Origin of the sequence: Halosaccharopolyspora lacisalsi (assembly GCF_014137975.1) — a bacterium.
In the GTDB taxonomy this organism is placed as follows: domain Bacteria; phylum Actinomycetota; class Actinomycetes; order Mycobacteriales; family Pseudonocardiaceae; genus Halosaccharopolyspora; species Halosaccharopolyspora lacisalsi.
In genome coordinates, this window is the sequence record NZ_JACGWZ010000007.1 from 161,364 (window position 1) to 186,282 (window position 24,919).

24 protein-coding genes are annotated in these 24,919 nt (G+C 70.0%); 5 read left to right on the plus strand and 19 right to left on the minus strand.

The window, feature by feature from the left end:
• From nuoK to FHX42_RS21810, 13 genes are all read right to left on the minus strand, one after another.
• The gene (nuoK, locus tag FHX42_RS21750) at window positions 1–300 is read right to left on the minus strand and encodes an NADH-quinone oxidoreductase subunit NuoK (protein ID WP_182546304.1); all 300 of its coding nucleotides are present in this window, start codon (window positions 298–300) and stop codon (window positions 1–3) included.
• The gene (locus FHX42_RS21755; protein WP_182546305.1) at window positions 297–1,325 is read right to left on the minus strand and encodes an NADH-quinone oxidoreductase subunit J; all 1,029 of its coding nucleotides are present in this window, start codon (window positions 1,323–1,325) and stop codon (window positions 297–299) included. The genes nuoK and FHX42_RS21755 overlap by 4 nt, the downstream gene beginning before the upstream one ends.
• Window positions 1,325–1,888 (minus strand): NADH-quinone oxidoreductase subunit NuoI, encoded by a 564-nt coding sequence (nuoI, locus tag FHX42_RS21760; RefSeq protein ID WP_182546306.1) that lies wholly within the window; start codon window positions 1,886–1,888, stop codon window positions 1,325–1,327. The genes FHX42_RS21755 and nuoI overlap by 1 nt, the downstream gene beginning before the upstream one ends.
• The gene (nuoH, locus tag FHX42_RS21765) at window positions 1,875–3,191 is read right to left on the minus strand and encodes an NADH-quinone oxidoreductase subunit NuoH (protein WP_182546307.1); all 1,317 of its coding nucleotides are present in this window, start codon (window positions 3,189–3,191) and stop codon (window positions 1,875–1,877) included. Before nuoH ends, nuoI begins: the two co-directional genes overlap by 14 nt.
• A complete protein-coding gene (locus tag FHX42_RS21770; protein ID WP_182546308.1) occupies window positions 3,188–5,800 on the minus strand; it encodes an NADH-quinone oxidoreductase subunit G in 2,613 nt (870 codons plus the stop codon). The genes nuoH and FHX42_RS21770 overlap by 4 nt, the downstream gene beginning before the upstream one ends.
• Complete coding sequence (nuoF, locus tag FHX42_RS21775; RefSeq protein WP_182546309.1) at window positions 5,797–7,122, minus strand: NADH-quinone oxidoreductase subunit NuoF; 1,326 nt, start codon at window positions 7,120–7,122, stop codon at window positions 5,797–5,799. The genes FHX42_RS21770 and nuoF overlap by 4 nt, the downstream gene beginning before the upstream one ends.
• A 10-nt stretch (window positions 7,123–7,132) precedes the next feature.
• The gene (gene nuoE / locus FHX42_RS21780) at window positions 7,133–7,906 is read right to left on the minus strand and encodes an NADH-quinone oxidoreductase subunit NuoE (protein WP_182546310.1); all 774 of its coding nucleotides are present in this window, start codon (window positions 7,904–7,906) and stop codon (window positions 7,133–7,135) included.
• The gene (locus tag FHX42_RS21785) at window positions 7,907–9,256 is read right to left on the minus strand and encodes an NADH-quinone oxidoreductase subunit D (RefSeq protein WP_182546311.1); all 1,350 of its coding nucleotides are present in this window, start codon (window positions 9,254–9,256) and stop codon (window positions 7,907–7,909) included.
• Between the two features lie 22 nt (window positions 9,257–9,278).
• Window positions 9,279–10,058 carry an NADH-quinone oxidoreductase subunit C gene (locus tag FHX42_RS21790; protein WP_407926305.1) on the minus strand — a complete coding sequence of 260 codons (780 nt, stop codon included), beginning with the start codon at window positions 10,056–10,058 and terminating at the stop codon, window positions 9,279–9,281.
• Window positions 10,058–10,783 carry a NuoB/complex I 20 kDa subunit family protein gene (locus FHX42_RS21795; protein WP_220480695.1) on the minus strand — a complete coding sequence of 242 codons (726 nt, stop codon included), beginning with the start codon at window positions 10,781–10,783 and terminating at the stop codon, window positions 10,058–10,060. Before FHX42_RS21795 ends, FHX42_RS21790 begins: the two co-directional genes overlap by 1 nt.
• Window positions 10,784–10,865: 82 nt before the next feature.
• A complete protein-coding gene (locus FHX42_RS21800) occupies window positions 10,866–11,231 on the minus strand; it encodes an NADH-quinone oxidoreductase subunit A (protein ID WP_182546313.1) in 366 nt (121 codons plus the stop codon).
• 166 nt (window positions 11,232–11,397) lie between these two features.
• A complete protein-coding gene (locus FHX42_RS21805; RefSeq protein ID WP_182546314.1) occupies window positions 11,398–12,699 on the minus strand; it encodes a geranylgeranyl reductase family protein in 1,302 nt (433 codons plus the stop codon).
• Between the two features lie 152 nt (window positions 12,700–12,851).
• On the minus strand, window positions 12,852–13,541 hold the full coding sequence (locus FHX42_RS21810; protein ID WP_182546315.1) for a demethylmenaquinone methyltransferase: 690 nt from the start codon (window positions 13,539–13,541) through the stop codon (window positions 12,852–12,854).
• A 162-nt stretch (window positions 13,542–13,703) separates the two neighbouring features.
• Between FHX42_RS21810 and FHX42_RS21815 the strand changes: the two genes are divergently transcribed.
• Window positions 13,704–14,573, plus strand: coding sequence for an inositol monophosphatase family protein (locus FHX42_RS21815; protein WP_182546316.1), 870 nt, complete (start codon window positions 13,704–13,706; stop codon window positions 14,571–14,573).
• Here FHX42_RS21815 and FHX42_RS21820 read toward each other — a convergent pair.
• Together FHX42_RS21820 and FHX42_RS21825 are read right to left on the minus strand one after the other, a co-directional pair.
• On the minus strand, window positions 14,550–15,113 hold the full coding sequence (locus tag FHX42_RS21820; RefSeq protein WP_182546317.1) for a hypothetical protein: 564 nt from the start codon (window positions 15,111–15,113) through the stop codon (window positions 14,550–14,552). The genes FHX42_RS21815 and FHX42_RS21820 overlap by 24 nt on opposite strands.
• A 126-nt stretch (window positions 15,114–15,239) precedes the next feature.
• On the minus strand, window positions 15,240–15,758 hold the full coding sequence (locus FHX42_RS21825) for a DUF3592 domain-containing protein (protein WP_328796621.1): 519 nt from the start codon (window positions 15,756–15,758) through the stop codon (window positions 15,240–15,242).
• 88 nt (window positions 15,759–15,846) lie between these two features.
• Between FHX42_RS21825 and FHX42_RS21830 the strand changes: the two genes are divergently transcribed.
• A complete protein-coding gene (locus tag FHX42_RS21830) occupies window positions 15,847–17,118 on the plus strand; it encodes an isochorismate synthase (RefSeq protein ID WP_328796623.1) in 1,272 nt (423 codons plus the stop codon).
• Between the two features lie 151 nt (window positions 17,119–17,269).
• Here the strand turns inward: FHX42_RS21830 and FHX42_RS21835 are convergent, their stop codons facing one another.
• A complete protein-coding gene (locus tag FHX42_RS21835) occupies window positions 17,270–18,784 on the minus strand; it encodes a M1 family metallopeptidase (protein ID WP_328796624.1) in 1,515 nt (504 codons plus the stop codon).
• A gap of 155 nt (window positions 18,785–18,939) precedes the next feature.
• Window positions 18,940–20,619 (minus strand): 2-succinyl-5-enolpyruvyl-6-hydroxy-3-cyclohexene-1-carboxylic-acid synthase, encoded by a 1,680-nt coding sequence (gene menD / locus FHX42_RS21840; protein ID WP_182546320.1) that lies wholly within the window; start codon window positions 20,617–20,619, stop codon window positions 18,940–18,942.
• Window positions 20,620–20,717: 98 nt separating this feature from the next.
• Between menD and FHX42_RS21845 the strand changes: the two genes are divergently transcribed.
• The 3 genes from FHX42_RS21845 to FHX42_RS21855 all read left to right on the plus strand — a co-directional run bounded on the left by FHX42_RS21845 (window position 20,718) and on the right by FHX42_RS21855 (window position 23,818).
• Window positions 20,718–21,641 (plus strand): 1,4-dihydroxy-2-naphthoyl-CoA synthase, encoded by a 924-nt coding sequence (locus FHX42_RS21845; RefSeq protein ID WP_182546321.1) that lies wholly within the window; start codon window positions 20,718–20,720, stop codon window positions 21,639–21,641.
• 88 nt (window positions 21,642–21,729) lie between these two features.
• Window positions 21,730–22,962, plus strand: a complete 1,233-nt coding sequence (gene menE, locus FHX42_RS21850; RefSeq protein ID WP_182546322.1) for an o-succinylbenzoate--CoA ligase — start codon at window positions 21,730–21,732, stop codon at window positions 22,960–22,962.
• Window positions 22,946–23,818: a 1,4-dihydroxy-2-naphthoate polyprenyltransferase gene (locus FHX42_RS21855; protein WP_182546323.1), complete on the plus strand. Its 873-nt coding sequence runs from the start codon at window positions 22,946–22,948 to the stop codon at window positions 23,816–23,818. The genes menE and FHX42_RS21855 overlap by 17 nt, the downstream gene beginning before the upstream one ends.
• Before the next feature lie 36 nt (window positions 23,819–23,854).
• Here the strand turns inward: FHX42_RS21855 and FHX42_RS21860 are convergent, their stop codons facing one another.
• Window positions 23,855–24,376 carry a hypothetical protein gene (locus tag FHX42_RS21860; protein WP_182546324.1) on the minus strand — a complete coding sequence of 174 codons (522 nt, stop codon included), beginning with the start codon at window positions 24,374–24,376 and terminating at the stop codon, window positions 23,855–23,857.
• 7 nt (window positions 24,377–24,383) lie between these two features.
• On the minus strand, window positions 24,384–24,575 hold the full coding sequence (locus FHX42_RS26820) for a hypothetical protein (protein ID WP_235987722.1): 192 nt from the start codon (window positions 24,573–24,575) through the stop codon (window positions 24,384–24,386).
• Between the last annotated feature and the right edge of the window lie 344 nt (window positions 24,576–24,919).

Sequence of the window (24,919 nt, forward strand, 5' to 3'; positions counted from 1 at the left end):
CTAGTACTTCAGCAGGTTGGCGTCGTCGACCGAGGCCGACCGGCGTGTCCGGAAGATCGACATGATGATGGCCAACCCGACCACGACCTCGGCGGCGGCCACGACCATCACGAAGAAGGCCATGACCTGGCCTTCAACCGAACCCGCGATCCGCGCGAAGGTCACCAGCGACAGGTTGACGGCGTTGAGCATGAGCTCGATGCACATGAACACGACGATGGCGTTGCGCCGCACCAGTACCCCGACGGCGCCGAGGGTGAACAGCAGCGCCGACAGCAGCAGGTAGTAGGTGGGAGTCACTGCCGCACCTCCTCGGACGGGGCTGAGTCGGAGTCGTGACCATCGACCCCCGACACGTCGCCGTTGGTGGTTCCGTTGACCCCGTTTCCGTTCATCCCGCGGACGTCGTCCGGGGGCTGATCGGAGGGCTGGTCCGGGGGTTGCTCCGGGGACTCGGGGGCCTCGGCCGTACCGGAGGTGTCGCGGCGTTCCTCGTCTCCGGTCAGCGCGTGCGGGTCCGGCGGGCGGGTCTTTCCCGACACGGCCGCGCGGTCACCGGAGAGGCGCTCCGCTGGAGTGTTGTCGAGGATCTCCGAGAGGGACTCGGGGGCCACCGAGCCGTCCGGCAGCAGTGCGGGCACGGCCACCGAGTTCGCCGTGGCGTAGACACCGGGCCCCGGCAGCGGCGAGGGCCGGTCGTGCTCCCCGCGGAAGCGGGCCTCGACCATCTCGCGCTGAGTGCGCATCGGCTTGCGACCCTTACCGCCGTAGGACAGCACCATGGCCCCCAGCGCCGCGGTGATCAGCAGCGCCGAGGTGAGCTCGAACGGGAACAGGTAGTCGGTGAAGATCAACCGGCCGAGTCCGCCGGCACCTCCGCCCTGCGGCGACCACGGGTCCAGCGGCGGCGCGGGCGTCACCTCGGTCAGCGACCGGGCCAGCCCCGCGGCCAGCAACACCGCGAAGCCGATTCCCAGCAGGGCCGCCGTCAGGCGCTGCCCGCGCAGCACCTCGACCACCGAGTCCGACGCGTCCCGCCCGACCATCATCAGCACGAACAGGAACAGCATCATGACCGCGCCGGTGTAGACGATGATCTGGGTGAACCCGAGGAACTGCGCGCTCTGGGCCATGTAGAGCACCCCGAGGCACAGCATCGTCAGCACCAGCCACAGCGCCGAGTGCACCGCGCTGCGCGCGAAGATCATGCCGAGCGCACCGAGCAGCGACAGCGGTCCGAGGATCCAGAAGACCACCGCCTCGCCGGTGCCGACCACGTCCTGGGCCGGGGTCTGAGCCAGCACGGCCGTTACCGCCGGTGTCATCACCGAGCCTCCTCGGGGCCGGTCTCCACCGTCTCGTCCTCGGGAACTCCCTGCTCCCGGGCGAGCCGCGGCCCCTGCACGTAGTAGTCCTGCTCGTCGTCACCGAGTCGCATCGGGTGCGGCGGCTGCTCCATGCCGGGCAGCAGCGGTGCCACGAGGTCCTCCTTGGTGAAGATCAGGTCCTGCCGGTTGTCGTCGGCCGTCTCGTAGACGTTGGTCATGGTCAACGCGCGCGTCGGGCACGCCTCGATGCACAACCCGCAGCCGATGCAGCGCAGGTAGTTGATCTGGTAGTCGGCGCCGTACCGCTCCCCCGGCGAGTAGCGCAGCTCGGTGGTGTTGTCGGCGCCCTCCACGAAGATCGCGTCGGCCGGGCAGGCCCAGGCGCACAGCTCGCAGCCCACGCACTTCTCCAGCCCGTCGGGGTGCCGGTTGAGCTGGTGCTTCCCGTGGAACCGCGGCGCGGGGATCTTCTTGACCTCGGGATACTCCTCGGTGACGACCTTCTTGAACATCGTCGAGAACGTGACGCCGAATCCCTTCAGCGGATCAAACATTCCCATCGGGGGCCTCCTTCGTCGTGCTGTCGGCTCCCTCGGCGCCCTCGGGCAACCGCTGTCGGCCCGCGGAGGTGCGCCGCGGTGGGGTCGGGGGCACCTTCAGGTCCGTCGGCGGAACGGGATGGCCGCCACCGGACAGCGGTGCCTCGGGTTCGGCGGGTTCGGGGGGCTCGCGGTCGGGAATGAGCAGGGTCGCCACGATCAGCACCGCGATGACCCCGCCACCGACGAGCAGGAACTGACCCGAGCTCACGGCCTCGGTGTTGCGCAGGCCCCGGATGGCGGTGACCCCGCAGATCCACACCAGGCTCAGCGGCACCAGGAACTTCCAGCCCAGGTTCATGAACTGGTCGTAGCGCAGCCGCGGCAGCGTGGCCCGCAACCACACGAACAGGAACAGGAACATCAGCGTCTTGCCGAGGAACCACAGCACCGGCCACCAGCCGGTGTTGAGCATCCCGTCACCGATCAGCGACAGCGGCCACGGTGCGTGCCAGCCGCCGAAGAACAGCGTCGTGGCCAGCGCCGAGACCGTGACCATGTTGATGTACTCGGCCAGGAAGAACAGGGCGAACTTCAGCGAGGAGTACTCGGTGTGGAAGCCCCCGACGAGTTCGGACTCGGCCTCGGGAAGGTCGAACGGCGCCCGGTTGGTCTCGCCGACCATCGCGACCGCGTACACCCCGAAGCTGAACGGCAGCAGCGCGAAGAACCAACCACCGCTCTGCGCCTCGACGATGCCGGCGGTGGACAGCGTCCCGGAGTACATGATGACCGCGACGAACGACAGCCCCATCGCGATCTCGTAGGAGATCACCTGCGCCGCCGAGCGCAGCGAGCCCAGCAGCGGGTAGGGGGACCCGGAGGACCATCCCGCCAGCACGATCCCGTAGACGCCGACGGAGGCGCTGGCCAGCACGACCAGCAGTCCCACCGGAAGCTCCACCAGTTGCAGCGCGGTGCGCTCCCCGAAGATCGTGACCTCCGGGGCGATGGGAATCACCGAGAACGAGATCAGCGCGGGTCCGGCCGAGAGCACCGGCGCCATGATGTAGATCCACTTGTCGGCCAGGACCGGGCGGATGTCCTCCTTGAACGCCAGCTTCAGCCCGTCGGCCAGCGACTGCAGGATGCCGAACGGACCGGCCCGGTTGGGGCCGGGGCGATGCTGCATCTTGCCGATCAGGCGCCGCTCGGCCCAGATCGTGAGCAGCGTCATCACCACGAGGAAGGCGAACAGCGCCACGACCTTGATCAGGATCAGCCAGATCGGGTCGTCGGCGAGCAGCCTGGCGGTCTCGGTCATGCCCTGCTCCCCTCGGAGTGCGAGCCGCCGGAGTCACCGGCGCGACGACTCCCGGTGGGCGCGGTGCCCTCCTGAACCGCAGGACCGGCCGGGTTGTCGGGCCGGGAGGGATCCGGCGAGGCCGGTGCGGCGCCCGGGGGCGCCGGCACGTCGGCGGCGAGGTCGACGAGGGCGCCGTGGCCGACGCCGAGTTCCCGGTCGACCTTCGACGGCCCGGAGTTGGTGGGCAGCCACACCGTCCGGTCGGGCATGTCGACGACTTCGGCCTCCACCGTCACCGTTCCGCCCGCGGCGCCGACCGTGACGTGCTGCCCCGTCCGCACCCCGAACTCCTGCGCGGTGCGCGCGGACAGGCGCGCGGCGGTCGGGCGTGCGGTTCCGGCGAGGTGGGGCTCGGAGTCCTGCAACGACCCGTTGTCCAGCAGCTGGTGCCAGGTGGCCAGCAGCACCTGCCCCGGGCCGGGTTCGGCCGCCGGACTCGCGGGCACGTCCGGGGGCTGCGGGCGCCTGCCGTCGTGGGAGCCGAGACGCTCCAGCTCCCCGGCGACCGCGGCCGGGGTCTGGGTGAACAGGTCCACGTCCATCTCGACGGCCAGGGTGTCCAGCACCCGGCAGTCCGGCAGCGATCCGGTGCTCTCGATCGTGACGGCGAACTCGCGGGCGCGGCCCTCCCAGTTGAGGAAGGTGCCGGACTTCTCCACGGTCGGCGCGATCGGCAGCACCACGTCGGCGCGCTCGGTCGCGACGGTGGGGCGCATCTCCAGGCTCACCACGAAGTCGGCCCGCTCCAGCGCCCGGCGGGCGAGTGCCGGATCGGGCAGGTCGTCGGGGTCCACACCGCCGACGAGCAGTCCGGACAGCTCACCGGAGGCCGTCGCCGCGAGGATGCCGCCCGTGTCGCGACCCGGCGTGTCCGGCAACATCGTCGGCTTCAGCCCCCAAGCGCGCTCGATGTCGGCGCGGGCCCGGCTGTCGGTGACCATGCGGCCGCCCGGCAGCAGAGTGGGGGTCGTGCCCGCCTCGATCGCACCGCGTTCCCCGGCGCGACGCGGCACCCAGGCGATCCGGGCTCCGGTGCGGCGGGCCAACCGGACGGCGGCGGAGTGCAGGCCGGTGACGTGGGCGGCGCGTTCGCCGAGCACGAGGACCGCACCCGGTTGCCGGAGGGCCTCGTCGGCCTCGGCGGGCAGCTCGTCCAGCGCGGCGGCCTCGCCACCCGGTGGGCAGGGCAGCAGGTCACCGGAGTGCAGGGGGCCACCCGCGCCGGCGACGGCGACCGTCTTCTCGACACCGGGCGAGTTCCACTGGCCCAGGTGGAAGACCCTGGTGTGCTTGCGAGCGGCCTTGCGCAGCCGCAGGAACACGATCGGCGACTCTTCTTCGGGTTCGAAGGCCGCGCACAGCACTGCGGGCGCGTTCTCCAGGTCGGCGTAGGTCACGCCGCCCGCGTCCGGCGCGGTTCCGACCACTGTGGAACTCAGGAACTCCAGCTCCTCGTCGGAGTGCACCCGCGCCCGGTGGTCGATGTCGTTGGTGCCCAGCGCCATCCGCGCGAACTTGGAGTAGGCGTAGGCGTCCTCCATCGTCACCCTGCCGCCCGGCAGCACCCCGACGCCCCGCGCGTCGCGGGCGGTGACCAACCCGTCGGCGGCCGTCCGCAGCGCCTCGGTCCACGAGGCCTCCCGCAGCTCGCCGCTGCTTCGGTCCCGCACCAGGGGGCGGGTGAACCGGTCGGTGGCCGTGGCGTAGCGGAAGGCGAACCGGCCCTTGTCGCAGTTCCACTCCTCGTTGACCTCGGGGTCCTCCCCGGCCAACCGGCGCATCACCTTGCCGCGGCGCCAGTCGGTGCGCTGCGAGCAGCCCGAGGCGCAGTGCTCGCAGACGCCCGGGGTGGAAACCAGGTCGAACGGCCGCGAGCGGAACCGGTAGGCCGTGCTGGTCAGCGCCCCGACCGGGCAGATCTGGATGGTATTGCCGGAGAAGTAGCTCTGCCCGGAGTGGTGCTCGGCCGTGCCGACCTGCTGGAGCGCGCCGCGTTCGAGCATCTCGATGAACGGGTCACCGGCGACCTGCTTGGCGAAGCGGGTGCAGCGCTGGCACAGCACGCAGCGCTCCCGGTCGAGCAGGACCTGGGAGGTGATGGGGATCGGCTTGGCGAAGGTGCGCTTGGTGTCCCGGAACCGGGACTCGGAGCGGCCGTGCTTGAGCGCCTGGTTCTGCAGCGGGCACTCCCCGCCCTTGTCGCAGATCGGGCAGTCCAGCGGGTGGTTGATCAGCAGCAGCTCCATGATGCCCTGCTGGGCCTTGTCCGCCGCGGGTGACGTGTGCTGGGTGCGCACCACCATGCCGTCGGCGACGGTCATCGTGCAGGAGGCCTGCGGCTTGGGCATCGCCTTGCCGTTGACCTCGACCTCCACCAGGCACTGGCGGCAGGCGCCCGCGGGGTCCAGCAGCGGGTGGTCGCAGAAGCGCGGGATCACGACGCCCATGCGCTCGGCGGTGCGGATGATCAGTTCGCCCTTGGGGGCGTCGATCCGCCGGCCGTCCACGGTCAGCCGGACGTAGCCCTCCGGGACCGGCGGGGTGTCGGTTTCGGGTGCCACGGTCATCGGGCCGCTCCAACCAGTGCCGTATCAGCTGTCTCGGTGCTCCTGTTGCGCTCGCACAGGGCGAGGAACTCGTCGCGGAAGTACTTGATGCCACTGGTGATGGGGCTGACCGCGCCGTCACCCAGCGCGCAGAACGAGCGGCCGAGGATGTTGTCGCAGACGTCGAGCAACGTGTCGATGTCCTCCTCGGTGCCCCGACCGTCGACCATGCGTTCCAGCACCTGGGCCAGCCAGAAGCACCCCTCGCGGCACGGCGTGCACTTGCCGCAGGACTCGTGCTCGTAGAACTGGGTCCACTTCATCACCGCCCACGGCACCGACACCGTCTCGTTGAAGATCATCAGCGCGGTGGTGCCGAGCATCGTGCCCGCCTCGGTGGCTCCCTCGAAGTCCAGCGGCACGTCCAGGTGATCGGCGGTCAGCAGCGGTGTGGAGGAACCGCCCGGTGTCCAGAACTTCAGCGGGACGCCGTCCTTCATCCCCCCGGCCAGCTCCAGCAGTTCCCGCAACGTCGTGCCCAGCGGAGCCTCGTACTGTCCGGGGTTTTCCACGTGCCCGGACAGCGAGTAGATCTTCGGGCCGGGCGACTTCTCGCGGCCCATGGTGCGGAACCAGTCCGATCCGCCGTTGACGACGTAGGGCACCGAGGCGATCGTCTCGACGTTGTTGACCGTGGTCGGGCACGCGTAGAGCCCGGCCTGCGCCGGGAACGGCGGCTTCAGGCGGGGTTGGCCGCGCTTGCCCTCCAGCGAGTCCAGCAGCGCGGTTTCCTCACCGCAGATGTAGGCACCGGCACCCGCGTGCACGACGACGTCGAGGTCGAAACCGGAGCCGAGGATGTCGCGACCCAGGTATCCGGATTCGTACGCCTCGCGCACGGCCTGGTGCAGTCGCCGCACGCAGTGCAGCGCCTCGCCGCGCACGTAGATCATGCAGTGATGCGCCCGCATCGCGTAGGCGGCGATGACGCATCCCTCGATCAGCGAGTGCGGATCGGCCATCATCAGCGGCACGTCCTTGCACGTGCCGGGCTCGCCCTCGTCGGCGTTGATGACGAGGTAGTGCGGTTTGGACGGTTCCTTGGGCATGAAGCCCCACTTGACCCCGGCGGGGAAGCCCGCGCCTCCGCGACCGCGCAGTCCCGCGGCCTTGACCAGCTCGATGAGCTGGTCGGGATGTGCGCTCAGGGCGGTGCGCAGCGCGCTGTAGCCCTCGAGCTGCTCGTAGGTGTGCAGGGTCCAGGAGCGCGGGGACAGCCAGCGCCGGGTCAACACCGGCGTCAGCGGGTTCGTGCCCTCCGGCGGGTTTGCTGCGTCCGTCATCTCCTGCCCCTCACTTGTCGTCCGGACGGGGTGGAAGTTCGGCGTGGTCGGGCATCGCCGGAGCGGTCCAGCCGTGCTCGTCGGCCACGCGAGCGCCCCGCACCGTCTCGGGCGCCGCCGCCGACGCGTTCTCGGCCGCCTCGGCGCCCGGACCGTCGAAGAACCCGGCGAGCTGGCGCTCGACGTCGCGGAAGTCCGTCAGCGGAGCGCCCCGCGTGGGCGGGGGTTTCTCACCGCGCTGCAACGCGCGGACAAGTTCCAGCGCCGTGGTCGAGTCCTGGTTGTCGTAGTACTCGTAGTTGATCTGCAGCACCGGGGCCAGATCGCACGCGGCCAGGCACTCGGCGTGCTCCAGCGTGATCGAGCCCTGCTCCCCGGGCGTGCCGGCCGTCTCCTCGTGCCCGACACCGAGGTGGTCGCCGAGCCGCTTGTAGACCTCGTCGCCCCCCATCGCCGCGCACAGCGTGTTCGTGCACACGCTCACCAGGTGCTGGCCGCACGGATTGCGCTTGTACATGGTGTAGAAGGTCGCGACGGCGCTGACCTCCGCCGTGGCCAGCGCGAGCTGCTCGGCGCAGAACTCGATGCCCTCGTTCGTGACGTGGCCCTGCACCGACTGCACCAGGTGCAGCAGCGGCAGCAGCGCCGAACGGGGATCCGGGTAGCGGTCGATGACCTCCCGGGCATCGGCACGCACCTTCTCGTCGAAGACCGCCGTGTACGCGGCCCGCTCGCCGGGCACGATCACGTGCTCGGTCGTGGTGACGTCGAACTGTTCGGTCATCTAGCGATCCACCCCACCCATGACCGGATCGATGGAGGCGACGGCCGCGATCACGTCCGCCACCAGGCCGCCCTCGGCCATTGCCGGAAACGTCTGCAGGTTCACGAAACTGGGGTCGCGCACGTGCACCCGCATCGGACGAGTGCCCCCGTCCGAGACCATGTGGTAACCGAGCTCGCCGCGTGGCGCCTCGACCGGCGAGTACACCTGGCCGGGCGGCACGTCGAAGCCCTCGGTCACCAGCTTGAAGTGGTGGATCAGCGATTCCATCGACTGACCCATGATCTTGCGGACGTGCTCCAGTGAGTTGCCCATCCCGTCCGGGCCGATGGTGAGCTTGGCCGGCCAGGCGATCTTGGGGTCCTCGACCATCACCGGACCGGGTTCGAGCTTGTCCAGGCACTGCCGCACGATCCGCATCGACTGGCGGATCTCCTCGACCCGCAGCAGGAAGCGGGAGAAGCAGTCGGCGTCGGTGCTGGTGGGCACCTCGAAGTCGTACTCCTCGTAGCCGCTGTAGGGCTGGATCTTGCGCAGGTCCCAGGCGACGCCGGCCGAGCGCAGCAGCGGGCCGGTGGCTCCGAGGGCGATGCAGGCGTCCAGCGGCAGATAGCCCACGCCGCGCAACCTCTGCTTCCAGATCGGCTGTCCGGAGAAGAGCTTGTCGTAGTCCGGCAACCGCTCGTCCATCACCTTGAGGAACTCCTGGATCTTGTCCCGGTAGCCCTCCGGCAGATCCTGGGCCACCCCGCCGGGACGGATGAAGGCGTGGTTCATCCGCAACCCGGTCAGGAACTCCAGCAGGTGCAGCACTTCCTCGCGGTCGCGGAAACCGAAGGTCATGCCGGTGGTGGAGCCGATCTCCATGGCACCGGTAGCCAGGAACACCAGGTGCGAGGAGATCCGGTTGAGCTCCATGAGCAGCACCCGGATCGTCTGCGCCCGCTTCGGCGCCTCGATGCCCAGCAGTTTCTCCGTACCCAGGCAGTAGGCGGCCTCGTTGTACAGCGGGGCCAGGTAGTCCATGCGCGTCACGAAGGTGACGCCCTGGGTCCAGTTGCGGTACTCGGTGTTCTTCTCGATGCCTGTGTGCAGGTAGCCGATCACCGAACGGGCCTTGACGACCCGCTCGCCCTCGAGTTCCAGCACCAGCCGCAACACACCGTGCGTCGAGGGATGCTGCGGGCCGAGATTGATCACGACCCGTTCCTCGCCCTCGGTGTCGTCGATGAACTCGTCCCAGTCGCCGCCTGTGACGGTGTAGACCCGGCCCTCGGTGGTCTCCCGCGACGACGCCGCGAACGGGTCGCCCTGCCCCGTGTCCGGGTCGGTCAGTGATTCGGTACTCATCGTTTCGGCTCCTCACACGAAGTCACGTGTAGGCCCTCCGCTGATCGGGAGGCGGAATCTCGGCGCCCTTGTACTCCACGGGGATGCCGCCGAGCGGGTAGTCCTTGCGCTGCGGATGCCCGTCCCAGTCGTCGGGCATCAGAATCCTGGTCAGCGCCGGGTGGCCGTCGTAGACGATGCCGAACATGTCCCAGGCCTCGCGCTCCTGGAAGTCCGCCGTCGGATACACCTCCACGATGGAGGGAACGTGGGCGTCGTCGACGTCGAGCGCCACCTCGAGCCGGATGCGGCGTCGGTAGGTCATCGACGTGAGGTGGTAGACCGAGTGCAGCCGCCGCGGCACCTCGGGGCCGTAGTCCACCCCGGACAACGAGCTGCACAGCTCGAACCGCAGCGCGGCGTCGTCGCGCAGTGTCCGGCAGGTCTCCACCAGGTGTTCGCGGCCCACGTAGAAGGTGATCTCGTCGCGGTCCACGGTCACTCGCTCGATCACGCCGGGCGGCAACCCCTTCTCCCCGAGTGCGGCGAAAAGGTTGTCGGCGACCTCGTCGAACCACCCGCCGTAGGGGCGCTCGGTGGCCGGTGGGACGTAGGCGGGCAGTCGCAGCCCGCCGTAGCCGGAGGTGTCACCACTGCCGGTGACGCCGAACATGCCCTCCCTGGCACGACCGGACACGGGCTCGCGGTGTTCGGCGTGGCTGCTCTCGCCCTGCCGTTCCGGTGCGAGATCGTCACCGGGCCGTTCGGCGCTGGAACCCTTCTCACCGGGTCCCGGATTCGTCAGGTCCTGCGTCATCGTCATCACCTGCCCGCGCCGAGCTCGTGACCCGTACCGGACTGTCGTCCGTCGGCGGTGTCCTCGCCCGGGGAATCGTTTTTTCCGGCGCTTTCGATGCCGGGAGCCCCCAACCGACCCTCGGCACCCATCTCGCGGCGCTGGGCCTGCTGCTGACGCTCGGCCCGCTTGCGCTGCCCCCGCCCCGCGGGGGCGTACTTCTCGGAGGAGGCCTCGAGCTCGGTCCGATCACCGCGCTCGGCCTGCAGCTGGGCGCGCTTGGCGTTGATGGGCTCGTCCATGACCTTGGCGTGCAGCTTGAGAATCGCGTCCAGCAGCATTTCCGGGCGTGGCGGGCATCCCGGCAGGTACATGTCCACCGGCACCACGTGATCGACGCCCTGCACCACCGCGTAGTTGTTGAACATTCCGCCGCTGGAAGCGCACACGCCCATCGCCAGCACCCAGCGCGGCTCCGGCATCTGGTCGTAGATCTGGCGCAGCACCGGCGCCATCTTGTTGGTCACCCGACCGGCGACGATCATCAGATCGGCCTGGCGCGGCGAGGCGGAGAACCGCTCCATGCCGAACCGCGCGACGTCGTAGCGGGAACCCCCGACGGTCATCATCTCGATCGCGCAGCAGGCCAGGCCGAACGTGGCGGGCCACATCGACGTCTTGCGGGTCCAGTTGACGAGTTTTTCCACGTTGGCCAACAGGATGCCGTTGGGCAGCGACTCCTCCAGCCCCATTTCGGCACTCCCTTCACGCTGTCGGTCTCCGTCGGGCGAAATCCCGGCACGGAGGCCGGAGAACTGTGTCTTGACGGCGCTTTCAGTTCCAGTCCAGCCCCCCGCGCCGCCACAGGTAGATGTCGGCGAGACCGAACGAGACGACGAACAGCACCACCGCGGCCACTCCCCACATCCCGAGGGAGTCCGCGGACACCGCGTACGGGAAGAGGAAAACCATCTCGATGTCGAACAGGATGAACATCATCGCGGTCAGGTAGTAGGCGACCGGCATCCTGCCGCCTCCGGTCACGGGGGGCGGCGAGGGCTCGATGCCGCACTCGTAGGCGTCGAGCTTGGCCTTGTTGTAGCGGCGCGGACCGACCAGCGGCGCGATCGCCACCGAGAACACGGCGAAACCGAACGCCAACGCGAACATCAGCACCAGGGGGATGTAGGGATCCAGCATCGCGCCTGCCCTCCTTTGTCCGGTCCGCCCGCCGCCGCCGGTTTCGACGGCTGTCGGGTACGCACTCTATGCGGTCACACACGTTCATCTCGTAGTGAGGTGAACCTAACTTTATGAGTTACCGCACAAGGTCACGCGTATCCGACCATGCGCGCGCCGCCGCGCGCTAGGCGCTGGGTGTGAGACGTGTAGTGGCACTAATCACACGGTCCATGGCGTCTCCGCCTCTCGTGTCGTAGAGGTTCGCCAGCAGCTTCAGCACGAAGCGCATCAGCGTCTTTCGCGGCATGCCGTACTTGGTGGCCACGCGCATCACGGTGGGGTTGCCGATCACTCGGCTGAAGAGGTTGCCCATCCGGAAGTAGCCCCCGAGCGACTCGGAGACCGCGCCCGGGTAGCGAGCCAGGGCCTGCTCCCGCGAGAGCCCCTCGGGACGTGCGAGCGCGTGGGCCACGCACTCGGCGGCCAGCCGGGCCGACTCCATCGCGTAGGCGATGCCCTCACCGTTGAAGGGACTGACCATGCCCCCGGCGTCACCGACGAGCAGCAGGCCGTCGCGGTAGTGCGGGGTGCGGTTGAACCCCATCGGCAGGGCGGCGCCACCGATCTTGCCGTCCGCGTTCTGCTCCCGCAGACCCCACTCCTCCGGGGTTCCGTCCAGCCAGGAGCGCAGCAGCTTGCGATAGTCGGTGTTGCCGTAGGCCTTGGACGTCGACAGCACGCCGAGCCCCACGTTCACGGTCCCGTCCCCCATGCCGAAGATCCAGCCGTAGCCCGGCATCAGCTCCGGCGCTGCGGGGTTGGAGCGATCCCACAGCTCGACGTGCGATTCGAGGTAGTCGTCCTTGGTGCGCGGGCTGTCGTAGTAGCGGCGCACGGCCACGCCCATCGGGCGCCGGTCGCTCTTGTCGATGCCCATCGACAACGCCAGCCGCGCCGACACCCCGTCGCAGGCCACCACCAGCGGAGCCGCGTAGGTCGCCGGCGTGCGCTCCCGGCCCGTCTTGGCGTTCACCCCGGTGATCCGGCCGGTGCGTTCGTCGGTGATCGCGCCGGTGACCCACGTGTTCTGCACGATGCGCGCCCCCGAGCTCTCGGCGTGGCGGGCCAGCATGTCGTCGAACTCGTGGCGCGGGCTGACCAGCCCGTAGGGCGGGAACTCGGCGAGCTGGGGCCAGTCCAGCTCCATGCTCACGCCGCCGCCCACGACGCGCAGTCCCCGGTTGTGCAGCCACCCCGCCTCCTCGCGGGTGTCGACCCCCAGGTCGATGAGCTCCTTGACACCGCGTGGCGTGATCCCGTCGCCGCAGACCTTCTCCCTGGGGAAGGTGCTTTTCTCCAGCACGAGGACATCCAGACCGGCGCGGGCCAGGTAGGCCGCGACGGTCGCTCCGGCCGGACCCGCGCCGACGACGATCACCTCGGCGTCGTCGTCGGGGCGGCGGCGGCTGGTGGTGGGGCTGGTCATGACACTCCTCGATCGGTTCATCCTTGGTTGCGTCACGACGAACGGTAGTAGGCATCCCCTTGTGAACGAATTCACTAGTTACCGACCGATTCTAAGCCGGACGAACCGCGCGATCGAGGCCTCGCGGGAGGAACAGGAGGACGCGACGGGCCCTACGCGGGTTTGACGGCGTGGTGCACGGCCACGGCGCCGCCCGTCAGGTTCCGCCAGGCGACACCGGACCAGCCCGCCTCGGCGATCAGACCCGCGAGGGCCCGCTGATCGGGCCAGGAACGAATGGACTCGGCGAGGTAGACGTAGGCGTCCGGGTTGGAGGAGACCCCGCGTGCGATCGGAGGCAACGCACGCATCACGTAGTTCAGGTAGACCGTGCGGAACGGCTGCCAGGTGGGCGTGGAGAACTCGCAGATCACCAGGCGTCCACCGGGGCGGACCACGCGGGCCATCTCACGCAGGCCCGCCACGGTCTCGGCCAGGTTGCGCAGGCCGAACAGGATCGTCACGGCGTCGAAGGAGTCGTCGGCGAACGGAAGGTGCAACGCGTCGGCGGCGACCATGGGCAGCCCGCGATGCCGCCCCGCCCGCAGCATCCCCAGCGAGAAGTCCGCCGCGACGCACTCGGCACCGGAACGGGCGAACTCCGCCGTGGACACGCCGGTGCCCGCCGCGAGGTCGAGGACGCGCTCCCCCGGCTTCGGGTCCAGGGCGCGGTGGGTGATCCCGCGCCAGCGCCGGTCCTGACCGAACGAGAGCACGGTGTTGGTCAGGTCGTAGCGCTGCGCGACGCCGTCGAACATCGCGGCGACTTCACGGGGATCCCTGTCCAGACCGGCACGAGCCACACCCCGACCTTACGTGCCGAGCACCCCGGCACCGGTACGGGTACCGGCTCGCCTCCGCGGATCCGCGCCCCCGGCGCGGGTGCCCAATCTTGACCTGGCTCTCCCCGCGCGTCCACTCCCACTTGGCGTGACGGACACCCGATGGGGTGAGGCTGGAGCGGCATGACGGTCTTGTCCTCCCACTCCGCTCGGCAAGAACCCGGGCTCGTCTCTCGTGCGCTCGAAGTCGCGGGCAAGCTCGCCAACGACGCGGCCGACGTCATCATCGAAACGGCCGGCCGGGGCGCGCGTCCCGCCGCCACCGAGTCACCCTTCGACTGGGTCACCGACACCGGACGCACCCTGGAACGCCACACCCGACGCATCCTGGCCGACGAGTTCCCCGGCATCCCGGTGTTCGGCGAGGAGTTCGGGGAGGAGTTCGGGGGCGCCGGATCGGGTGAGACGGGGATCACGCCACTCCGATGGGTGGTGGATCCCGTGGACGGGACGGCCAACTACGTCGCGGGAATGCCCTGGTGCGCCTACAGCCTGGCCATGCTCGACGAGCACGGCCCCATCGTGGGCGTGGTCGCCGACCCGGACCGCGGCCGGATCCACGCCGCCGCCCGCGAACGCGGGATGCGGACCAACGGTACGCCGGTACGCCTCGCCGACGCCCGGGAAACCCGCGCCGGCATCGTGTGCACCGAGTTCACCAGGACGGGGCCGTGGGAAGGCATGGGAAGATTCATCACCAACGCCGCGGCCGACCAGGTCGGCGTGCGGGTGCTCGGCTCCCCCGCCCTGGCGATCACCCAGGTGGCGCTGGGGCACGCGACGGCGGCCGTGCTGCACTCCTACCAGGAGTGGGACGTCGCGGGGGCGCTGGCGCTGGCGACCGAGGCGGGGGCCACGGTCCTGGATCGCCACGGCACGCGGTCCTCGTTCCCCCCGGACGGGCTGCTGGTCGCGCCGCCCGGGATCGCCCACGACGCCTTCGGCTGGTGGCAGCACGCCCACGAGCCGTCAGCCGGACACGTCGACCAGTGACCCCGGTTCGTCCCGCACCACCGTCGACATCGGCCGCACCAGCGGAAACCGTTGCCGCACCACCGTCATCCGCTCGTGAACCCGCTCCAGGTCCGGCTCGGCCACCAGCTCCACCAGACACCCCAGGACGTGATCGGAGGTCGTGACGAACCGCGCCGAGGTCTCCTCCAGCTGTCGACGGACCCGCGACGCGCTCCGCCCGTCCCCCTCGAGGACGCGCCCCAGCTCCGCCAGCGCCCGTACGTTCGGCAGCTCGGCCTCCATCCGGCGGACGACGCCGCCCAGCTCGCGGCGAGCCGGTACGGAAGACACCGAGTCCACCGCACGAGCGGCTCGGCAAACGGCCTGGTCACAGTGATACCCCGCGCGGAACCACCGGTCCCGCGGCGGTTCCGCCTCCGCGGAGACGACCTTCGGCGAACGTGGAACCTCGTGCTCGGAGGCAGCGTGCTCGGGGCGCCGACGCGCGGCGAGCATCACCACTCCCGCCCCGCAGATCCCCGACAGCAGCGCCACCACCAGTACCCAGAGCCCGACCATGTCACGTCGTCCCCTTCACTCGGCTCTCCGAGCGGCCCACGCCCCTCGTGGTCCGGAGAGCAGCGCCCCATAGCGACATCACTCCACTATGCGGCGGCGAGATCCCGTGCGCCTCGGGGAAAGTACTCAAATACGAGCCGGTTCGCCGGCACGTGCGGCGGCTCGCCGCAGGAGCCAGAACACGGGCAGCAACACCGCCCACAGCACGGCCACGGCGCTGAAGACGGGCAGCAGTGCCACGGTCACGTCGCGTCCCTCCACGCGGACGAGATCCGGGTTGTCCTCGTCGTACTCGACCCGAACGAGCTGTCCCTCCTTCAGCCGCGAGGGGTACAGCACACCGCCCGGCGGGTTGAACACGCGTCCGGATTCGGTGTTGAAGCGCACGGCCGTGCGCGTCAGGGAAGTGTCGACCACCTCGGCCACGGCCGTGCCGCGCGAGTTCTCGATGGTGCGGTCGTTGATGAAACAGGCGATCAGCAGCATCAGCAAAAGCGCCGTGATCAGACCTCCCAGCGCCAGCACCGCCCACGAAGCCAGCCGTCGCACTCGACGCCGTGTCCATCGGGGCGCCGCGGAGCCACCGTCCGTGTTCGCCTCGGCCGCAGCGCCCGCTGCGTCCCGCGAAAGCGCATCACCAGCCACAGTCGGCGATTGTAGGCGGGGGCCTCGGACGGACTCCGCTCCACCTCATCGGCAGCCGTGTCCCGCCCGTGGCACATACCCTCGTCGGGTGGCGAACTCCCCCCGTGCCGTGACCGTCCGAACCCGCGAGATCCGTCCCGGAGACCCCTCGTACCACCCGCCGTTGCCGGAGCTTCCCCCGACGCACGAGCCGGTGAGCTGGATTCGCGACGGTGACGGGCTCGTGGGCTGGGGTGAGCTGGACCGCGTACACACCTCCGGACCCGCGCGGTTCGCGGAGGCCGACCGGTGGTGGCGGTCGATGCGCGCGCGGATGGGGATCGACGACGAGGTCCGGATCGCCGGTACCGGGCCGGTGGCCTTCGCCAGCCTCTCCTTCGACGCCGACCCCGGGACTTCGGTGATCACGATCCCCCGCGTCGTCGTCGGGCAGCGGAACGGAGTCCGCTGGATCACCACCGTCGGTGACTACGAGCCGGAGAGCGCACCACCGATCCGACGTCCGGGAACGATTCGCTACGGCGACGGCCACGTGGCCTCCACGGCGTACCGCGCGGCGGTGGCCGAGTCGGTTCGTCGCATGCGCGAACCCGGTGGTGCGAGCAAGATCGTACTCGCCCACGACCTGCTGGCCGCGACCTCGCGACCGCTCGACAGTCGATTCCTGCTGCGCAACCTGGCCACGCGGCACCCGAACTGCTGGACGTTCGCCGTGGACGGGCTCGTCGGCGCCACCCCCGAGCTCCTCCTGCGGCGCGAGGGCAGCGACGTGCACTCCCAGGTGCTGGCGGGCACGACCTGGCCGCGGGACAGCACCGACGCCGAGCTGCTGGCCAAGGAGCTGCTCTCCTCGGCCAAGAACCAGCGGGAGCACGTCCACGCCGTGAACTCGCTGGCCACCAGCCTGCGCCCGTTCTGCGAGGAGTTGAGCGTGTCCGACGCGCCCGAGGTGCTCCGGCTGCGCAACGTGATGCACCTGGCCTCGACCGTGTCCGGACGACTGGAGCGCTCGGGAGACGCCGAGTCCACGCTGCTGCGTCTCGTGGGCGCGGTGCACCCGACAGCTGCGGTGGGCGGCACGCCGACGGAGCAGGCCGTGCGCCTGATCGGCGAGCTGGAGGGCATGGATCGGGGGCGCTACGCCGGGCCCGTGGGGTGGGTCGACGGCGCGGACAACGGGGAGTTCGGCATCGCCCTGCGCTGCGCGCGGATCGAGGACCCGGGCGGCACGGACCGGGCGAGCACTCTCCGGCTGTTCGCGGGCTGCGGCATCGTCGCCGACTCCGATCCCGACGAGGAGACCGCCGAGGCCCAGGCCAAGCTGCTGCCCATCCGCGAAGCCCTCGAAGGGCTGCGGTGACGCCTTCGGACGTTCACACCAGCCGCGCGAGGAAAGCCCGCCACCGCCGCTCTCCGGGAACTGCGCGAAGAGAACCGACCTCACGACTGACCGAAAGAACGAGGGGCGCCTCCCCCGGCGAGGAAGACGCCCCTCGGATCGGTCGAGCGGGTCAGTGCTGGTGGCGCTGACTGAGCAGCTCGTGGGTGCGGTTCAGCTCGGCGACGGCCTTCGGCTCCGGAGCGACGGCGGCGGTGCGCGCGGCGGTCTGCGCCGGAACGCCCGTCACCTCACCGGCCGCGGGCTTGCCCTTGGAGAACAGCCACGCGTCGAAGAACTCGTCGAGCTGCTGGCCCGAGGTCCTCTCGGCCAGGGCGATGAACTCATCGACCGCGGCGTTACCACCGCGCTGCTGCTCGACCCAGGTGCGCACGGTGTCGAACAGCGCCTGATCGCCGATGCGGTTGCGCAGCGCGTGCAACGTCATCGCGCCACGGTCGTAGACCGAGGCGTGGAACAGGTTCTCCACCCCGGGATCACCCGGCGTGACCTGCCAGATCTCGTGGTCGGCCGGGTACGCCGAGTAGTAGTGGTCGAACAGCTCCTGGGCGGTGCTGGTGCCCTGGGCCTCCGACCACATCCACTCCGCGTAGGTCGCGAAGCCCTCGTTGATCCAGATCTCGCTCCACTCCTCGACGGCGATCGAGTCGCCGAACCACTGGTGGGCGTTCTCGTGGACCACCACGGAGACGTTGGAGCCGCGCTGGAAGAACAGGGGACTGTAGACCGGCCGGGTCTGGGTCTCCAGGGCGAAACCCATGTCCGTGTCGTCGGAGACCACACCGCCCTGGTGGTGGAACGGGTACTCGCCGACCAGGCCGGACAGGAAGTCCACCACCTCGGGCGTCCGCTCGATGCTGGCCTTGGCCGCGCCCTCGAACCTGCCGAGGTCGTCGCCGTAGGCGGTGACGAACGAGTCACCCACCTTGCCGTTGACCTCGTACTGCCCGACGGCCATGAACGCGAGGTAGGTGGCGCTGGGCTCGGTCATCCGCCACTTCCAGGTGGTCCAGCCCGCCAGCTCAGACCTGCCGGTGTTCATTCCGTTGGCCAGTACCTCGGTGCCGTTCGGGACGGTCGCGGAAATGTCGAAGGTGGCCTTGTCGCTGGGGTGGTCGCTGCTGGGGAACCACCACTCGGCGACCTGCGGCTGCCCGACCGCCAGCGCACCGTCGTCGGTCCTGATCCACGGGTTCTCGCCGTCCACCTCGACCTTCGACGGCGTGCCCGAGTACTCCACGACGAAGGTCGCCAGGCTGCCCTCGGCGAGCGTGCCCGCCGGGTTCACCGTGACCTCGCTGCCCGACTCGCGGGTGAACTCGGCCCGCTCACCGTTGACCCGCACCGACTCGACGCCCAGCGCGAAGTCGAGGTTGAACGTGGTCAGCTCCTTGGTCGGCTCGGCCACGATCGTCGTGGTGCCCCGCAGGTGATCGGTCTCCGGTTGGTACCGCACCCTGATGTCGTAGTGGGACACGTCGTAGCCGCCGTTGCCGGCGTGGGGGAAGTACTCGTCACCCACGCCGGGCGCGCCCGGCCCGGCCGCACCGGCCAGGGCCGGTGTCGCGAGCATCCCCGCCGCGCAGCAGGCCGCGGCCGTGGCACGCAAACCTAGTCTTCGAAACACTGATTACCTCCTCGGACACCGGAACCCGTCGTAGTCGAACGAGCACGCGGTGCGACTCCCGTGGTCCGAGAAGAGACTATGCGCGCGAGCACGACGCCGCGAGCACGGCGCGTTCACGATTTTTCCCGGAGGATCGGCGAAATCCGGGAAAACCGCTACCCCAGCACGGCCGAGGAGACGACGGTACGCAGCCGCTCGTGAACGTCGCGCAACTCCTCGCGCCCGGCCCGGATCTCCACGACCCGCAGACCGGGACGGGAACGCAGGGCCTCCCGGAACTCGGATCGCTGCCGCACCACCACGTGTTCGACCCCGTGAGCCGCGCACAGCGACCCGAGGTCGGTTCCGTGCGGGGTACCGAAGACGCGTTCGAACGACGCCCCGTGCTCCGGGGAACCCTGCTCCAGCAGGGAGAAGATCCCGCCACCGTCGTCGTTGAACACCACGACGGTCAGGTCCGGCCGCTGCTCGGCCGGTCCCAGCAGCAACCCGTTGCTGTCGTGCAGGAACGTCAGGTCCCCGAGCAGCGCGTAGGAGGGCCCGTCGTGGGCCAGAGCAGCCCCGACCGCCGTCGACACCGTGCCGTCGATGCCGGCCACGCCCCGGTTGCGGTGCACGACCACGTCCGGGCGGTGCCGCCCGGCCAGTGCCACGTCCCTGGACGGGTTCGAGGCCCCCAGCACGAACAGCGCCCCGGACGGCAGGGCATCCACCACGTCACTGGCCACCACCGGCCCGGTGGGCCAGTGCTCCAGGTCCAGCGCCGAGTGAAGCGCGGCGGAGACCTTGTGGTCGGCCTGCTGCCAGGCGGTCAGCCAGTCGGGGTCGTGCGACACCGACGCGGACCCCACCGTCGAGGCGACCTCCACCACGTCGTGCGCGGGCGCGGGCCAGACGTCGGGGTCGGAGTGCACCAGCAGCGTCTCCACGTCCCGGTCCGCCAGCAAGCGCTGCACCTGGCGAAACACCGTCGGCCGCCCGACGCACACCACTTGCTCGGGGCGGTGGGCGTCGAGAAACCCGGGCAGGTCCAGCAGCCACATGCCGGCGGACACGACGTTGGTTCCGGCGACCCCCACACCACCGGACTCCGCCAGCAACGGCCATCCCAGCCGCCGCGCCCAGTCGGCGGCTTCCTCGGTGGCGTCGTCGGCCACCAGCACCAGCCCGCGCGAGGAACGCACCGAAGTCAGCCCCGCGTCGTGGGAGGGGACCTCCCCGGGAACGGTCCAGGCCACCCCGCCCGAACGGCCTTCGAGCGACTCGCACCACTCGTGGTCCCCGGTCGGTACCAGCGGCTCCCGCAGCGGGATGTTGACGTGCACCGGAGCGCACCGGCGACGCCCGCCCCCGCGCGCCGCATTGGCGGCCCGGCAGATCTGGCTGCGCCAGTAGGCGTTCTGGCCCGGACGGTGCTCGGCCACGGCCAGCTCGTCGAACCAGCGCGTCTGAGTGCCGTAGAGGTGGTGTTGGTCGATGGTCTGGTTGGCACCCGCCGCCCGCAGTTCCGGCGGCCGGTCGGCGGTGAGCACGATCAGCGGCACGGCGGAGTGCCACGCCTCGCTCACGGCCGGATGCAGGTTCGCCGCGGCCGTGCCCGAGGTGCACACCACGGCCACCGGGCGCGCACCGGCGTCGGCCAGCCCCAGCGCCAGGAAACCGGCGCTGCGCTCGTCGATGCGCACGTGCAGGTTCACCCGCCCGGCCTCGGCGGCCTCGTGCAGCGCGAAGGCCAACGGCGCATTGCGCGATCCCGGTGACAGCACCACGTGGTGCACGCCGTTGCGCACCAACTCATCAATGATCACTCCGGACTGTGCCGCGGAGGGATTCACCCGATCACCCCGAACCTCCCCGAGAGGACATACCGCACCGCGAGAACACCCGGTGGTACCCGCCGACTTGGCGCTTCGACCCCCTTATTGTCCCAGGGGTGCAGAACTCACCTGTTTCAGATCTCTTCGACCCGTCCGCGTGGCGTCCCGTGGAGGGCTTCGATTTCACCGACATCACCTATCACCGGTGCGTGGCCGAAGGCCGCGCCGCGGGCACCGTACGTATCGCTTTCGACCGGCCCGAGGTACGCAACGCGTTCCGACCGCACACCGTCGACGAGCTCTACCGAGCCCTCGACCACGCCAGGATGACCTCCGATGTCGGCTGTGTCCTGCTCACCGGCAACGGACCGTCGCCCAAGGACGGCGGATGGGCCTTCTGCTCCGGCGGCGACCAGCGGATTCGCGGTCGTTCAGGGTACCGCTACGCCTCGGGGGAGTCCGCGGAGACCGTCGACGCGGCGCGCGCCGGGCGGCTGCACATCCTGGAGGTGCAGCGGCTGATCCGGTTCATGCCGAAAATCGTGATGGCCGTGGTGCCCGGCTGGGCCGCCGGGGGTGGGCACAGCCTGCACGTGGTGTGCGACCTCACGCTGGCCAGCGCCGAGCACGCCCGGTTCAAGCAGACCGACGCCGACGTGGGCAGCTTCGACGGCGGGTTCGGTTCGGCCTACCTCGCGCGCCAGGTCGGGCAGAAGTTCGCCCGCGAGATCTTCTTCCTCGGACGCTCCTACGACGCCGATCAGGCCCACCGCATGGGCATGGTCAACGAGGTGGTCGACCACGCCGAGCTGGAAAGCACCGCGCTGCAGTGGTCCGCCGAGATCAACGGCAAGTCACCGACCGCCCAGCGGATGCTCAAGTACGCCTTCAACTCCATCGACGACGGCCTGGTCGGTCAGCAGCTCTTCGCCGGGGAGAGCACCAGGCTGGCCTACACGACCGACGAAGCCGTCGAGGGCCGCGACGCGTTCCTGGAACGCCGCGATCCCGACTGGTCCGACCACCCCTGGTACTACTGAACCCGGGAGCATCGGCAGTGGCGTAGCCGACTATGGCCGTTCTCGCAGCCCGGTGCGGCCCACCGGGGATCACGCGGACACTGGAGGCATGGCCAGCACGCGGGAACTCCAGACGCTTACGGTACCGACGGGAACGCGAGCGGTGGAGGTCCTCCCCGCCCTGCGGCGAGCGCTCGACGGCGACGGACCCGCGCTGCTGCCCCTCGCCGAGGACGAGCCCACGGTGGCTCGGCGAGTCGGCGAAGCGCTCGGTGCCGGCGAGCCGCTGGAACCCGGCGAGGACGACCCCGCCGACCCGACGGCCCTGGTCCTCGCCACTTCCGGCTCGACGGGCACCCCCAAGGGCGTGCTGCTGAGCGCTTCGGCGCTGCGGGCCTCGGCCACGGCCACGCACCGGCACCTCGGCGGAGACGGTCACTGGCTGCTGGCCATGCCCGCCCACCACATCGCGGGCATCCAGGTACTGATCCGCTCGCTGCTGGCGGGAACGCCCCCGGGAGTCGTCGACACCACCGACGGCTTCCGCCCGGACGGCTTCGCCGCAGCCGCTCGACGCGTGCCCGCCCACGGACCGCGCTACACGGCTCTGGTCCCCACGCAGCTCACTCGGTTGCTCGACGACGGTGGAGCGGGGCTGACGGCGCTTCGCGAGTTCGACGCCGTGCTCCTCGGTGGTTCGGCCACCCCGCCCGCGCTGCTCCGGCGAGCCGACGAGTCCGGCGTCCGGGTGGTCACGACCTACGGCATGAGCGAGACCTCCGGTGGTTGCGTCTACGACGGTGTCCCGCTGGAGGGGGTGCGGGTGCACCTCGACGACGAACCGGGCGCGATCGGTCTCACCGGTCCGATGCTGGCCAGGGGCTACCGCCGCGATCCCGCTACGGAGGCCTTCTCCGCGGGCTGGTTCCGCACCGGGGACCTGGGACGCTGGCACGGCGGCCGGCTGGACGTGCTCGGACGTGCCGACGACGTCGTCATCACCGGAGGCGTCAACGTCGCCCCGATCGCCGTCGAACGGATCCTGACCCAGGACCCGCGGGTCCGGGAGGCGTGCGTGCTCGGTGTTCCGGACGCCGAGTGGGGGCAGTCCGTGGCCGCCGCCGTCGTCCCGGCCGACCTCACCACGCCCCCGGCCGTCGAGGAGCTGCGCGCGGCGGTGCGTGAACAGGCGGGCACGGCAGCCGCCCCCAAGCACGTCTCCTTCTTCGAGGAACTCCCCGTGCGGGGCCCCGGCAAACCCGACCGACGGGCTTTGCGGGAGGCGCTGGCCGGGCCGGAGAACTCGATGCGCGAAGATGTTTCACATGGCCACAGTCGCTGAATGGATCGAAGGAGCTCGCGTCCGAACCTGGCCGAACGCGATCGCCCCCGTTCTCGCCGGGACCGGGGCCGCGGCGGGCACCGACGCGTTCGACCTCCCGCTGGCCGCCCTGTCCTTGGCGGTGGCGCTGCTGCTGATCACCGGCGTCAACTTCGCCAACGACTACTCCGACGGAATCCGGGGCACCGACGACGACCGCACAGGGCCACAACGGCTCGTGGGCTCCGGAACGGTCGCCGCACGATCCGTCCGCGCGGCGGCCTTCACCTGCTTCGGCCTCGCCGCCGTCGCCGGCATCGGCGTGGTCCTGCTCAGCGAACACTGGTGGCTGCTCGCCGTCGGGGCCGCGTGCATCGCGGGGGCGTGGTTCTACACCGGTGGCAGGCACCCCTACGGTTACGCCGGGTTGGGCGAGCTGGCGGTGTTCGTGTTCTTCGGCCCCGTAGCGGTGCTGGGCACCCTCTACGTGCAGGCCGACACCGTCACCGGCTCCGGTATCGGAGCGGCCGTGGCCATCGGTTCCTTCTCCAGTGCGGTGCTGGTCGCCAACAACCTCCGCGACATTCCCAACGACACCGTCAGCGGCAAACGCACGCTGGCCGTGATGCTCGGGGACCGCGACACCCGCACCCTCTACATCACGCTGGTGCTCGTGCCCTTCCTGATCACGACGGTGACCGGGCTCAGCAACACGCCGGCGCTGCTCGGGTTCCTGGCGCTACCGTTGCTGATCCCCTCGATACGCGCGGTCGCGCGCGGGTCGACGGGGCTCAAGCTCCTTCCCGCCCTGCGCGACACCGGGCTGGCCATGCTCGGCTGGGCCGTGGCCAGCGGCATCACCCTCGCCCTGGGATAGCGCGCTACGGGCCGCCGGTCGGCGGCCCGTAGTACTTCAGCGGCGACGTGGAAGTGCCGCCTTCAGGTCCGAAACCTTCACACCAGAGGCCAGCAAGAACATCATCGCCAGCGGAGCGACCGCGAGAACGGCCACTCCCACCTGGAAAAGCCTACTGTGGGCCAGCAGGTACATGTGGTAACCCGACCCGGAATACACCTTGACCGGACTGGCACAACGCATGGCCGCCGACCCCGCGAACCACGGTTCCCGCGTCACGTACCCCTTGCTCCTTTTCAGCTTCGAGAAGGTCACGGTCCGGTGTTCGCCGTTCACGGGGCAGACCTGACAAGCCAGCGACCTCTTCTTGCCGACCTTCGCCGGACGCTCGATCAGAATCGGACCGTCGTTCCAGCGATACTCCTCGGTACGCGACGTACCGCTCTCGAACGAGGCCAGCCCGAGTCTGGTGTAACTGAACGTCGCCACCCCGTACAACACGGCGAATGCCACAATCACGAGAAGCGCCCACGTAATCGCCGCACTCCACATGACCTTCCTTTTCGTCATTCTTCCCAATCACCATTCACCGGAGGAACGCGTCCGGCGGTTCGTCTTCGTCCTCGAGGTCGGGGGCAGGCCGGTTCGGGTCGGATTCGAGGATGTCATCGAGGTCGTGCCCCTCGTCGAGGAGTTCCTTGACATGCCGCATGTTCGGAATTCCCGCGGAGAACGCCCGCTGCACCCCCTCGTCCTGCAACGCACGCCCCTCGGACACGTCGTTCCAGGTGAGCTCCCCCCTCGTCGGTACGCCGCTGCAGAGCGCTGATCTCCTCGGGAGCCTTACCGGCACGAACAAGCCGTTCGACCTGCTCCACCTGGTCCCGGGACAACTTGCTGTCCGGCAGTGAGGCGTTCATCTCCTCCGCTCGTGCCTCGGCACGCTCGGCTTCGGCCAGCGCCTCCTCGAGGGCGGCCTCCGCCTCGCGGATCGCGGGAGTCTTCCAGCCGTTCTCGTTCACGTCATTCACCTTCCGAACACCGCACGACAGCGGACCTACAGGTTTCGGGACAGCACGGTCCGGTAACCCGAACCGCCGCCCGCGTCCTCGGAACCGCTTC

What these genes read in the sequence shown, in the direction of transcription:
- FHX42_RS21800 (WP_182546313.1), bottom strand. Translation starts at nt 11,231, where the DNA reads ATGCTGGATCCCTACATCCCCCTGGTGCTGATGTTCGCGTTGGCGTTC.
- menE (WP_182546322.1), top strand. Translation starts at nt 21,730, where the DNA reads ATGGCCAGCACGCGGGAACTCCAGACGCTTACGGTACCGACGGGAACG.
- nuoH (WP_182546307.1), bottom strand. Translation starts at nt 3,191, where the DNA reads ATGACCGAGACCGCCAGGCTGCTCGCCGACGACCCGATCTGGCTGATC.
- nuoE (WP_182546310.1), bottom strand. Translation starts at nt 7,906, where the DNA reads ATGACCGAACAGTTCGACGTCACCACGACCGAGCACGTGATCGTGCCC.
- FHX42_RS21785 (WP_182546311.1), bottom strand. Translation starts at nt 9,256, where the DNA reads ATGAGTACCGAATCACTGACCGACCCGGACACGGGGCAGGGCGACCCG.
- FHX42_RS21815 (WP_182546316.1), top strand. Translation starts at nt 13,704, where the DNA reads ATGACGGTCTTGTCCTCCCACTCCGCTCGGCAAGAACCCGGGCTCGTC.
- FHX42_RS21820 (WP_182546317.1), bottom strand. Translation starts at nt 15,113, where the DNA reads ATGGTCGGGCTCTGGGTACTGGTGGTGGCGCTGCTGTCGGGGATCTGC.
- nuoI (WP_182546306.1), bottom strand. Translation starts at nt 1,888, where the DNA reads ATGGGAATGTTTGATCCGCTGAAGGGATTCGGCGTCACGTTCTCGACG.
- FHX42_RS21855 (WP_182546323.1), top strand. Translation starts at nt 22,946, where the DNA reads ATGGCCACAGTCGCTGAATGGATCGAAGGAGCTCGCGTCCGAACCTGG.
- FHX42_RS21770 (WP_182546308.1), bottom strand. Translation starts at nt 5,800, where the DNA reads ATGACCGTGGCACCCGAAACCGACACCCCGCCGGTCCCGGAGGGCTAC.
- FHX42_RS21755 (WP_182546305.1), bottom strand. Translation starts at nt 1,325, where the DNA reads ATGACACCGGCGGTAACGGCCGTGCTGGCTCAGACCCCGGCCCAGGAC.
- nuoF (WP_182546309.1), bottom strand. Translation starts at nt 7,122, where the DNA reads ATGACGGACGCAGCAAACCCGCCGGAGGGCACGAACCCGCTGACGCCG.
- FHX42_RS21790 (WP_407926305.1), bottom strand. Translation starts at nt 10,058, where the DNA reads ATGACGATGACGCAGGACCTGACGAATCCGGGACCCGGTGAGAAGGGT.
- FHX42_RS21805 (WP_182546314.1), bottom strand. Translation starts at nt 12,699, where the DNA reads ATGACCAGCCCCACCACCAGCCGCCGCCGCCCCGACGACGACGCCGAG.
- FHX42_RS21795 (WP_220480695.1), bottom strand. Translation starts at nt 10,783, where the DNA reads ATGGGGCTGGAGGAGTCGCTGCCCAACGGCATCCTGTTGGCCAACGTG.